Source organism: Blautia sp. AF14-40 (genome assembly GCF_003479665.1).
In the GTDB taxonomy this organism is placed as follows: domain Bacteria; phylum Bacillota; class Clostridia; order Lachnospirales; family Lachnospiraceae; genus Fusicatenibacter; species Fusicatenibacter saccharivorans.
Map to the genome: position 1 here is coordinate 1 of NZ_QUHK01000045.1, position 12,036 is coordinate 12,036.

The 12,036-nt window shown below is 39.6% G+C and carries 12 protein-coding genes and 2 pseudogenes; 2 read left to right on the forward strand and 12 right to left on the reverse strand.

From position 1 onward, the window contains the following. Window positions 1-276, forward strand: a pseudogene (locus DWW13_RS16875) (hypothetical protein); the annotation flags it as partial. 175 nt (window positions 277-451) lie between these two features. Here DWW13_RS16875 and ltrA read toward each other — a convergent pair. From ltrA to DWW13_RS16940, 12 genes and pseudogenes are all read right to left on the reverse strand, one after another. Further along, window positions 452-1,747, reverse strand: a complete 1,296-nt coding sequence (ltrA, locus tag DWW13_RS16880; RefSeq protein WP_118720643.1) for a group II intron reverse transcriptase/maturase — start codon at window positions 1,745-1,747, stop codon at window positions 452-454. Window positions 1,748-2,380: 633 nt separating this feature from the next. Further along, a pseudogene (locus DWW13_RS20245) lies at window positions 2,381-2,474 on the reverse strand (VanZ family protein); the annotation flags it as partial. 178 nt (window positions 2,475-2,652) lie between these two features. Beyond that, window positions 2,653-3,846, reverse strand: coding sequence for a site-specific integrase (locus tag DWW13_RS16895; protein ID WP_107571888.1), 1,194 nt, complete (start codon window positions 3,844-3,846; stop codon window positions 2,653-2,655). 79 nt (window positions 3,847-3,925) lie between these two features. Continuing rightward, complete coding sequence (locus tag DWW13_RS16900; RefSeq protein ID WP_009905235.1) at window positions 3,926-4,129, reverse strand: excisionase; 204 nt, start codon at window positions 4,127-4,129, stop codon at window positions 3,926-3,928. Between the two features lie 418 nt (window positions 4,130-4,547). Continuing rightward, entirely contained in the window at window positions 4,548-4,805 is a 258-nt protein-coding gene (locus tag DWW13_RS16905; RefSeq protein ID WP_006858660.1) for a helix-turn-helix domain-containing protein, read from the reverse strand. Continuing rightward, complete coding sequence (locus DWW13_RS16910) at window positions 4,786-5,226, reverse strand: RNA polymerase sigma factor (RefSeq protein ID WP_015529193.1); 441 nt, start codon at window positions 5,224-5,226, stop codon at window positions 4,786-4,788. Before DWW13_RS16910 ends, DWW13_RS16905 begins: the two co-directional genes overlap by 20 nt. Window positions 5,227-5,749: 523 nt before the next feature. Further along, entirely contained in the window at window positions 5,750-6,238 is a 489-nt protein-coding gene (locus DWW13_RS16915) for a hypothetical protein (RefSeq protein ID WP_015529194.1), read from the reverse strand. A gap of 2 nt (window positions 6,239-6,240) precedes the next feature. After that, window positions 6,241-7,293, reverse strand: coding sequence for a sensor histidine kinase (locus DWW13_RS16920; RefSeq protein ID WP_015529195.1), 1,053 nt, complete (start codon window positions 7,291-7,293; stop codon window positions 6,241-6,243). Beyond that, entirely contained in the window at window positions 7,290-7,973 is a 684-nt protein-coding gene (locus DWW13_RS16925; protein WP_330425628.1) for a response regulator transcription factor, read from the reverse strand. Before DWW13_RS16925 ends, DWW13_RS16920 begins: the two co-directional genes overlap by 4 nt. Window positions 7,974-8,010: 37 nt before the next feature. Next, window positions 8,011-10,161, reverse strand: coding sequence for an ABC transporter permease (locus DWW13_RS16930; protein WP_015529196.1), 2,151 nt, complete (start codon window positions 10,159-10,161; stop codon window positions 8,011-8,013). Beyond that, window positions 10,151-10,933, reverse strand: a complete 783-nt coding sequence (locus DWW13_RS16935) for an ABC transporter ATP-binding protein (RefSeq protein WP_015529197.1) — start codon at window positions 10,931-10,933, stop codon at window positions 10,151-10,153. The genes DWW13_RS16930 and DWW13_RS16935 overlap by 11 nt, the downstream gene beginning before the upstream one ends. A 109-nt stretch (window positions 10,934-11,042) precedes the next feature. Further along, the gene (locus DWW13_RS16940; protein ID WP_015529198.1) at window positions 11,043-11,219 is read right to left on the reverse strand and encodes a helix-turn-helix domain-containing protein; all 177 of its coding nucleotides are present in this window, start codon (window positions 11,217-11,219) and stop codon (window positions 11,043-11,045) included. Window positions 11,220-11,379: 160 nt separating this feature from the next. Between DWW13_RS16940 and DWW13_RS16945 the strand changes: the two genes are divergently transcribed. Beyond that, window positions 11,380-11,739 carry a helix-turn-helix transcriptional regulator gene (locus DWW13_RS16945; RefSeq protein ID WP_015529199.1) on the forward strand — a complete coding sequence of 120 codons (360 nt, stop codon included), beginning with the start codon at window positions 11,380-11,382 and terminating at the stop codon, window positions 11,737-11,739. The last annotated feature ends 297 nt before the right edge of the window (window positions 11,740-12,036 follow it).

Below are 12,036 nucleotides of genomic sequence, written 5' to 3' on the forward strand. Positions count from 1 at the left end.
GATGACCTCAATCTCATTATCCGGGATATTCGGGAAGCCCATAAAAAGGACAGCGAGAGTGCACCCCAGACCACCGTTGCTAATGAACTGAAAGAAAATCTGGAAGCGGTCGAAAATTTCAAGGGCAGCCGGGATGAAAAGCTGGTTGTTCTTTACTGCAAGCAGCTTGGTATCAACTATAAAAATCTGTCAGACGAAGAATTTCGCTGGCTGATTCGGATTCTCAAAAAATCAAAGAAAATGGGAACGCCTATCAGTCAGAGGAAAAAACGGTAAAGAAAAACCGCTGTTGCATGGTTTGTTAGCTTCCATGTAGCAGCGGTTTGTGCTGTGGTTATTCAGTTAAATTTTCAGAATGACAGTCGAGTAGACTAAGACCTCTCAATCTTAGCCCCTCACAGATCCGTACGTGCGGCTTTCCCGCATACGGCTCCTCATAGTAACATTCGCTTCAATATAAACAATAGTACGTTTTAGGTTTTGCTAACGGGTAATACTTGAGCATTTCCACAAATCCATTCCATGTGTATGCCCGTCTACAACCTCTCCGATTCATGGCTTTGAATAGAAACTGTTGTACTCTATGCAGGAATGTTGTTATCTTCCGAAAATTCCATGTAACACCATAATACCGATAGTGTCCAATTAGTTTTACGTTCAACTCTTTAATTATTTCTCGCATTGGTCGATTTCGATTATCATAAATCCAGTTCTTGTATGCTCTAACCTTTTGCTCAAACTTCTTTCTTGAAGTCTGTACCTTTGGCACGAAACCTCTCTTTCGAGTTTTGCTACAGTAGAAGGTAAACCCCAAAAAATCAAATGTTTCAGGCTTACATTCTCCTCTTGCTCTACGATTCTGCTCTGCAAATCTCCCAAATTCAATTAGTCTGCTTTTACTACTTTCCAGCTCCAGTCCAAACTTTTCCATTCGTTCCTTTAATTCTTTATAGTATCTTTCAGCTTCTGACTTATATTGAAATCCTGCAACAAAATCATCCGCAAAGTTGACGAGAAAACACTCTCCCTGCATTTCCCTTTGCACCACCAGCTTAAACCACAGCGTCAGCACATGATGCATGTATATATTTGCAAGCATCGGACTCATTACTGAGCCTTGTGCCGAACCTTCCTCTGTTGGTTCGAATTTTCCTTGCTCCATTATTCCTGCTTTAAGGTATTTACGTATTAGCCACAATAAGTTCTTATCCTGTATATTCCATTCAAGGAACTTCATCATCCAATCATGGTCGATATGGTCAAAGAAACCTTTGATATCGGCATCTACGATATAGCTGATTTTTCCATAGCTTATCCGTTGGTATACTTCTTTTATTGCTTCGTGACACCCCCTATTCGGTCTGAATCCATACATACAGTTTAGGAATCTCGGTTCATAAATAGCTCCCAGTATTTTCTTCACTGCCATTTGTACAATCTTATCTTCATAGGAAGCAATCCCTAATGGTCGTTTCTTTCCATTTCCTTTAGGTATATATACCCTCAGTGACGGAAGTGGCTTAAAGGATTTGTTTTTCAACCTCTGTACCAGTTCCTTGATATTTCTATCAAGGTTCTTCCCATACTCATCCTTAGTTACCTTGTCAATTCCGACTGCTTTGTTCCCATCTAATTCCTTATGGCATTGCTTTAGCATATCTTCATTTATCAAGTGGTACACTGATGTAAATATAGGATGTTTTGATGTTGCCGATATCTCAGCTATTCTCACTAATTTCGTTTCCATTATTTCCTCCGTCCCTGAGTACGGATAATGTGTCCTCAGTAAGACCTTTACTATGCAATCCCCTTCCCTCCATCGGCATTGCCCGATTTCTACAGTACTATGGGATTGTCCGACCACCTACCATTCATTTGAAATACTCCGTTTTCAGTTGCAATTTCATACTCTTCTTCGAGAAATGGTAGGTTCTCCCCAGTTGATGTGTATTCATAATGTAAAACATGATTGGTTCTCTGACTCCGCAGTGCCACATAACACTCGCCATATCGCATTATATGATATTGTCTTCCGCACCAGTTAAGACGTCGACCGACTGAAGTTAACGTTTCGAAGCTCAATCACTATTCAACCCTGCTTTCTTGCTGTCTACGCTTGTCAGATGCCGTTACCAGCATCATCCCAAGACTCGCTATTATCTGGTTGGCTAAACCTTGGATAAACCGGAATCCCACCGGCTTGACTACACACCCTTAGCTGGGCGCACAGCTGGAATTTACAGAACAATTTCCCATAACAAAGATGAAATAAATGGTTGAAGGAAGAACATAATAAGTGCTACAGATACACATATTATGTAAAAGTCACTCATTTTTGAATTTGAAAAGATTCGCTTAGTAAAATTATCAGTTATCCTATATACAATAAAATATCCAATTATAGTACCAACAGTATTTGTAATAATATCATTTATATCACTGGTTCTAAAAGTAAAAATCTGTGATATTTCAATTAAATCACAAAGTAATTTTTGACTATCTTTTCAAAAGTTCTTATATGCCGGTATAGCCTATTGTTACAGGCTTTTCCGGCATTTTTCGTTATGGAAGATATTCTCAAATCTTCTTATATCCCCGTATGTTTTGATGTTCAAAAGTAGTATGTGGAGTAGTAAATTCTCCGTTTACTACTTATGCAATCAGCCGCTTCATTTCTGTTATCGACGTTTCGGAAGTCGTATGCGCGTAATAGTTCAGTGTCATGTTGATGTTAGAATGTCCCATGATGTACTGTAATGCCTTTGGGTTCATTCCTGCATTTGCTAACGTGGTGCAGAATGTGTGGCGTAAGGTGTGCGGTGTCATTACCTTTGGCAATGCTACCTTTTGCGTTTTGTTGTATTTCCTTACAAGCCCCCGGAACATACTTTCATAGTTGACCGCCACTTTTGGCAAGCCGTTCCGGTTAAGGAACAGAAACTTTGTGTAGCCCTCCAAAATAACAGGCTGTGCATATTTCCGTTTGTTCAGCACCCGCTGAAATGCTTCCAACACTTTTTCACTCATAGGAATAACCCGGTTGCCGCTTTTCGTCTTAGGTGTTTCCACATAGTAGCCCACGTCTGCAATCTTCAAAAGTTGGTGGTCTACATGGATAAGCTGTTTGTCTAAGTCAATGTCAGCTTCCGTCAATCCGCAGAGTTCCGAAATGCGAAGCCCTGTCCCTAACAGTATGATAATCTCGTCGTAGTATTTCTGATAGACTTTATCATGCTGCACAAAGGACAAGAAAGCCGCTTCCTGCGTAGGGGATAGAGGTTCCTTTGGTTCTGTATCATCTTCAAGGACTGTGTTCAACTGGAAATCAAACGGATTTTTACGAATACAATCGTCCTGTATGGCTGTGTAAAAGGCAGCCTTTAAGGAACGCTTGTGGTTGTTGATAGTTTTGAAGCCGTAACCTTTTTCTTTCATGCGTAACGCCCATTCCTTTGCGTCGGAGAGCTTCACATTTTCAATCCGGCAGGCTCCAAGTTTATCCTCCTGCAAAATCCGCATGAGCTGTTTTCGCCCCTGCTTTGTACCATGCCGCACATTTGCCCGGTGGCGTATCTGCTTTGCGTAGAGTTGGCAGACAGTCATTTTCTTTCCGATATGGTCGATACCGTCGTCAAGGTCTTTTTGGATTTCTTTCTCTTTTTCCCTCAACGCTATATCGTCGCGCTTTCCTGCCGGGGTTTTGTCCGTAGGCACTAACTTCCAAGAATAAACAAACTGCGGTTTCCCAAAGGTATCTATATATTTGTAGGCATATCTCCCGTCTTTTCTCTGGCTCTCTCCGGTGCGGAGAATACGATTTTTATTATCCCGTCTTTTTTCCGACATCGTTATGCTCCTTTCCATAATGGAAAGAGCCTTGATATGCTTGACTACATTGTACCACATTCAAGGCTCGATTTCACTATCAGATTGCGTCCACCGTATCAATCATTTTTTCAAACTGCTTCCGCTTAATCTGAATACGGTTTCCGTTCATCATTACCCAGTCCGGGACGGGATTTTCTTCTGCCAGTTTCCGCAGCTTGCTTTCTCCGATACGGAAATATTTTGCCGCTTCTTCTATGGTAAGAGTGTACTTTTCCCAAATCGGCACGTCGTTATTGTTCAATTTGTCGTCCCCCTTTCTTAATGGGTCAAAAGTTAATGTGTAACATAGGCTTTAATCGGACGGCTATTAGCGTAACCTCATGGGACTTGCACCCCTCCGGCGGTCTGCCGAAGCCCTACCCATTGCCTGCGACGCTTCTAACGCTCGGACTATGGCTGTAAGGAAGTATCATTATATATTCTGTGCGTTATCGCCCGCAGGGTGCTATCCCTGCTTTACGGTGTGGTATTTCTCGCTCGCTTTTCGGTTAAGAAAAAGGTCATGGCGTACCCACCGCATGGCTCGGCACAAAAGGAACGTATCCGATTTGCCTTATACTGCGTCGCCGTTCTATTGCGCCGCTTTCTTTGTCAAAGAGCAGAGAGCTGTTCTGCGATATGGAACGGAAAAGGGAGAAGCGTTCCAATACCGCGTTGGTTTATTCAGCCCTAAATGTGAGGATTGCCCTCATCAGTTTTGCTTGCAGCCTTTCGCGTATTTCTTCGTCTACTCCAAAATAAACATTTCCTCGCTCATCATAGAGCTTCCGCATGGAAAGACTTGCTATATAGCCGCTGAAATGCTGCAATACAATCTTCATTGCGTCCGGGTCGCCTTTGCTCGCCGCCAAAATAACGGGATAGGGAACAAGGGCATTTTCCGGGTACTCGGTCGGTTTACCATTCAATCCATTCATCAGCGTTTTCCTCCAAATATTTTTTTAACTGCTCAAAGGAGCTTGTCCGGCGATACTGTACCGTACTTCTTGAGATATTGAGTTGCTTTCCGATTTCTATATCAGTCAATCCCTCAAAGTAATACAGCAGTATAATTTTGCGCCGTTCTTCGGGCAAAGCCCGGATAGCTTCAAGTAGCAGTTTTGGGGTTATTTCTTTTCCTGCCATTTGATAAGACGGCTCTGCTTCTTCGTCTTGAAAATACTTATCGACGGTATAAAGTTGCCGTTCCTCATGCAAGGCAAGGTTGGAAAAAGTAACCTCCCGAACTCTGCGCCGACGAATTTCTTCATGGGCGTTGCACGCTTCGTTGTGCAGCACTGATTTACAGAACTTTTGAAACGCACATTGCTTTTCAAATTCCCTGCGATTAGGTGTCATGGTGTTCACCTCCTTTCTGCCGAAAGGCGGTAGTACCTCCCCTTTTCGCGGGATAATACAGGCGACTTTTTGCTTTGCCAAAAAGAGGACAAAGTTTTTGAAAAAATCTTCTGTAAACGCAAAATACGCCCGCCCGAAAAAACTCGGACAGGCGCAGAGGAATTAAAAGAAGTATTCAGATGATTTGACAATTCATATATATAGCCGCAATAACCCCTTGTAGGAGGCGGGCTTTTTTTGATAAGGTATTCCTTATCTGTATGTATTCATTCTTTCCTTTTTTCACAATGACAACCTCCCAATATACCGCCCCTGCTGATTGCATGGGATAGAGAGTGTCAAAGTGCTTTAAGCAAAAAGAAACGGCGGCTTTTCCATAAGCCACCGTTTCAAAGGCGCGTGAAAATATGTCTGCTTTACGACGGCTTTTTTTCTTTTGCCGTCGCGCGGCAGATTTAGTCTATTTTATATCCATTTGTTATAATATTTGCAATATCTAAATTTATTCTCTGTGGTTATTCAGTCACTTTTTTCGCCTTACCAAAAACAAAACACAAGCAAGAGAAAATACAATACTACATATAATGTACGTCCAATTAAAAAATGAAATATTGATTAAATATTGTGCAGATTGACTTTTAATGAAGTTAACATATGGCATATTGTTACCAATAGTTTCCATAACTTCAACAATGTTTGTCGGACTTAAATTATATAAAAACGAGCCAAACAAATATAATGTGATTTTTTCAACGATAGATGGTAGAAGAATAGCCAATACATAAAACCAAATTTTGTATTGATTACAGGATTTCCATAAATATATTGTTCCTAAAAGATACGGTATAATAGCAAGTAAACCGCCTAAAAGGGGTGTATATAAATGAAAGCCTAAAACAATAAATACAATACGAATTAAAAGGTACACTCCTAAAATAATTATCCAGTTCAGTAACAATACCAAAATAGAATTTTGCTTTTGTCCGTTTGTTACGTTACTCTGTTGTTGCATTTCTACACCTCCCGAAAGAAAGGACGTTCCACTTTTGGAAACGTCAAGGTTACGGTTGTTCCACCATAAGAATTAGTCTGTATTTCCACTTTTATAGTTAGGTCATTAGCCATTTTTTGAACAAGGTATAACCCCATGCCTGTAGAACGGCTTAAATAACTTCCTGTATCGCCGGTAAAACCTTTATCAAAAACAAATGGCAAATCCGATATGGGTATGCTCATTCCATTATCGTTAATAGATAAGATGATTTCTTCACTTTGTGAAGCTTCATTGATTGAGAATTGAAGAAAGGGAGAAGATTTTTTTTCAGCATATTTTACACTATTACTAATAATCTGTCCTAAAATAAACATTAGCCCTTTTTTGTCGGATATAATTTGATATTCATTCCCCAAAAACTCAATAGAAAATCCGGCTTCTTCAAGCAGAGTTACATTATCCTCAACTGCTTCTCGACAAGTCCTAAGAATAGATAGTGGTTCAAAATAATAATCTTTATGGACAGCACCAAGCCGAGAAAAATAAAGGATTTGTTCAACATCTTGCCGCGCATGGTCACGCACGTAAAGCATACGAGTATGCACTAAAGGGGACATTTCGTTTTTTCGATTATCCAATAACAATGTCATAAGCGATAGTGGCTTTTTAATTTCATGCGCCCAATTTTCAATATATTGTTCATAGTCCGAAATCTTTATTTTCTGTTCGTTCACATATTCCTGCTGTGTTCTCAAATGCTGTCCCAATTCACGAACATAGGGACGTAATAACGCGGGTACAATTTCACATAGTAAGTATTCATTAGTATCATCTGGTTCCAATAAAAAACTATGAAAAACAACATCAGCTTTGTTACTTTTTTTGATTGATATAGTAATCGGTATAGTAAGTGCAGCCAATGAAACAAAAATTATCAAGGCAACATAGCTTGTGAAATATTCCGGGTAAGCCAACCAAGCAAGGAATATAAAGAACAAATCCAAACACATAAATGTTATAAACCAAATTCGATTAGAAGAAATAGCAATTAAAAGATTTTTCCATTTATTCATATGTCCACCTGCTCTTTCAAACGGTATCCTTGCCCTCGCACCGTTTCTATACGTTCTTCAAGCCCAAACTCCCGAAGCGTTTTTCGCAGCCGAGTAAAATTTACTTGTAATGCATTTTCGTCTATAAATTCTTCTGTTCCCCATAGTCTAATGCATAATTCTTTTTTAGAAACAATCTTAGGGCTATTTTTCAAGAGAGCAAGTAATATTTTTCCTTCGTTCGGTGGCATAAGGTAAGAGCTATTCCCTACATAAATTGTAAAGGTATTCGGGTCAAGTAAAAAACCACCTCCATCAAGTAACCCTTGCTGTACCTGTTCTTCTTTACGTCGAAGAAGATTTTTAATTCGGGCAAGTAAACGTGACATATTACAAGGTTTTGTTAAATAGTCATCAGCCCCCAAGTCTAATGCGTGCAGTTCGTCCTGCAATTTATCTCTTGCAGTCAATACGAGTACCGTACCAATCTGTTTAGCTTTCAACTCTTTACATATTTCAAAACCCGAACGAAAGGGAAGATTGATGTCAAGCAAAATTAAGTCGGGAAAATATACTGCTATTTCTGATACTGCGTTTTCAAAATCCGATAATCCAATCGTATCATATCCCGATTTTTCTAATAAGTTCAACAGTTCTTCTCGCATATAAACATCATCTTCAACCACAACTATCTTTGCCAATATGTCCGCCTCCTTTCCCATAATATTTATAAGCCTGTTAAGAATTGGGCTTGTAATTGAGCTTTCCTATTTCACGATTAGCTGTTCGAGCAACAGCCACACCGTAAATTACCATAACAAGAACAACAATAACAGCCATAGCAATTAAAAGAGGATAGGACTGTTCAAGGTGTGCCGCTCCTGAATATAAATATAGCTGCATGGCATATATCCCTACTGCTCCGCTGATACACGCTAATATAAGAGGAAGCAGGAAATACCATAATACTTGTTGGTTGATAGAACGCTTAATTTGTTCACGTCGTGCTCCTAAAATAGAGAGTGTTAGATACCTTGATTTTGTAGTTTGCATTTGCGTCAAGAATTGCAGGGCAAGTAATGCACACGCAATAATCAAAAACATAAATCCCATGTATAGTGTTGTATAACTTCCGGAAATAACATAAAATAATTGTCGCCCAAAATTATTAAGATAGCTTTCGTAATATAGACCAGATGGTTTTAACAAATCACGAGCTTCCATAATCGGTAACATTAAACCTTTTGTTTCAACAAGTTCATTAGGAATACAAAAGTTCCAATAAACCATACAAGTGTCTGAATTTACAAATTCTGAATATATCTCATCTGAAACAATCAATGCAGTTATAATCTTGATATTTTCATCTGCGGTCAACCCTTTCATCGGTACGGAGGGAACAAGATAAAATGGTCTTTCGTTGATAGAAAGCGACGCTTCATTATTCGCCTGTGCGTCTGCTGCAATTTGATTTAACAGTGTAACCGTTTCATCTTGAGCATTACCTAAAAAATCTGGGTTGAGATAATAGACAACTTCATTGTTCCCAAGGCTAATCTGTTCTTCTCCCGCGGCATCCAATAACCGATTATAGGAAGATACAGGAAGCAAATAAGGAGAAGAACTACCAGTATCAATAAGACCTAAAAGGTTTAAGGCAGCAGGTTGGTCGGAGCCAAAACTATACATACCATCTTCTTGTGTGGCAGGGTCTACTACATCTTGAGGTAAATGCTGCACGATTTGTTTCCTAAATTTCGACCAATCAACAGGAGAACTTATCCCATCCGAAGCAGTGGATTTTATATTTCCTATTTCCATACGGTTCAGATTTGATACATAAGGACGAATTTGTTCGTTGGAAAGATACTTCTCAACAATTTGGTCGTTGCCCATTACAGTAAAGTCATAAACAGAAGTACCTCGTGTCAATTCACTTCCATATGACATTATGCGCACTGAGCCGTCGGTAATTAACATAATAGTAAGCATCATCAGAATGGACGCTACGCTGATTGAAATATATTTATTAACGACATTTTCATGCAACTGCCGTAAAGTAAATACATAAAGTCCTCTTGTGGCTTTGTGTTTTATAGAAGCTGCCCATATACTCAAAATTCTTGCAAGTCCTCGAATAAATAGAATTGTTCCGATAATTCCAAGTAAAACGGCAATAAGCAGCATTGCCCCACTCGCAGCCATAAAATGCTCTACAACAATCCAGTACGCGACAAGCAAAATTACGGTGCCTATAGCAAACGATACGAAACTTACATATGGATTCCCTGTGCGTTGCTTTTTCGCCATCTCTCCATAAACAAGTTGATGTAGCTCTTTACGGAACAGCTTTCCGCATAGAACAAACAATGCTACAAACTGAATAATCAAGAAGCCTAACGATGTGAAAATAGCGGCACTTACAGAAAAACTTAATTGGTGTGTAATGATACCATGCCCTACTAAACGCGCGGTTGTAAGACTTATAGCTTCGGATAAAAAGCCACCGCATACAAGCCCTCCTAAAAGAGCTAAAAACGACGTGATTAGCCCCTCTGTCATTATTTGAATAAATAATTTAATCTTTGTCATTCCAAACATCAAATAAAGCCCCAGTTCTCGACTACGACATTCAAGTTGATATTTGTTTGCAAATACTACGAGAAAGAACACAAATAATAAAGCACAAAGATAAACCGTCGGTAAAAGATTAGTAAGCAACCGTTCTACTGCGTCGCTCTCAATTTCACTTAAAAAACGTATTACGTCCTGTTGTCCAAGAGAAAGCACTATATAAAACATTGCTACGGCTGTTATCATTGTCAGAAAATAAATTAGGTTTTCGCTACGGCTCCGTTTGGCGTTTCGCCATGTGAGATTAAAGAACATTTGCACTTCCTCCCCCCATTTGAGCCATCACTTGTAAAATACGTGCATAAAAATCTTCCTGTGTTTCATTTGGAATTTTACGACGTAACTCATGGAAAATAACACCGTCTTGAATGAACAAAATACGAGAACAGAAACTCGCGGCGTTAGGGTCATGCGTGACCATTAGGATTGTGCGTCCACGCCTAAGATTGATTTCCTGTAACTTCTCCATGAGTAAACGTGCTGATTTTGTATCTAATGCACCTGTAGGTTCATCAGCCAAAATAATATCGGGGTCAGAAATCAAACTACGTGCAGCAGCTACGCGTTGTTTTTGACCGCCCGACATTTGTGACGGAAATTTAGAAAGAACGTCTGTAATTCCAAGAAAATCTGCTATATCTTTTAGCTTTTTTTCCGCTGTAACAATGTCAATATTATGAATTGATAAAGGCAATATAATATTTTCTTTACCAGTTAGATTATCAAGTAAAGCAAAATCTTGAAATAGATAACCAATCTTGTTGCCACGATATTCAGCCAACTTCGTGCCATCAAAAGAGCTTATATTGGCACCTGAAAGTAAAATTTGACCTGAAGTTGGTTTAATTACCGTCGCAATACAATTTAATAATGTAGTTTTACCGGAACCACTTGCACCCATAATACCCAAATATTCACCATTGAGAACATTAAATGAAATCCCATTTAGAGCCTTTGTGGGGACACCATCTTTTGTGTAAACTTTATGCAAGTCGCACACTTCCAAGAGTTTTTCTGTATAATTCATTTTTACACCTCGCCTTGTGGATTGTTGATTGTTTACCAGTTATAATTTTACTGCGTAATAACTCAATGTAACACTTACATTTGATGTAAGGTTTTACGTAAGGAATTATCTATTTTTTATTCCCTTTCCTACGTCCATCAGTAGGCTTCTCTGCCGCTTTGGGTATCAACCACATATAACCGATTTTTGAAACTCCCGGTATTCTGTTCTGTTTACAAAGTATCTGTACTCGCCGTTCAGAAATGCCCCATTTTTCCGCTGCTTCTGGACAAGACATATATTCCATAGTTCAACCGCCCTTTCCTCAAACTTTATCAATATAATTATAATCGGATAACCGAATAATAGCAAGTGTATGATATGCTCTATTTCTATCCATACTATGATGTGTGTAATCATATCTCGAAAGAGAGATGAAATATACAATGTAGTTGGGTGAAATGATTATGAAGCAGAACAAAGAAAAGTTTGATTTTAAGGCTTTCGGACAGGCTATAAAAGCGGCAAGAAAAGCAAAGGGGATTTCCCGCAATCAGTTAGCGGATAAGCTGAACATTGCGCCGCGATATATCGCGTCCATTGAGAACAGCGGACAGCACCCAAGTTTGCAGATTTTGTATGAGCTTGTAACCTTGCTTGACGTATCGGTAGACCAGTTCTTTTTCCCGGAACGGGAACAGGAAAAGTCCACCCGCCGCCGTCAGCTTGATACCATGCTCGACGGCATGAGCGAAAAGGATTTGAAAATCCTGTCTGCTACCGCAAAAGGGATTGAGGAAGCCAACAACGAAACAACGGGGGAATAAAGTTCCCTCGTTTCTTCATAGAGAAAGCAGTTTGAAACGTCGCAGTTTGCGACGTTTTTCTTTTGTCCTGCTTTGGCAAAATCAAATTTTCCATGTAGTAGGGATAAAGGGAGAAAGTTTCTTAGCAAGCATAGGAAAAGAGTACCCTTTTCCGTATTTTCGCCCTCCCGCCCTGCGGTGCGTCGGTTAAAAATTGCTTGTTGGGAAGTGTCCCAAACCCTCGGAATGGAAAGGAACGATTGCATGAACGGACGCAAAAGAAAAGTACAAATCAAATTCTATGTAACAGAGGAAGAA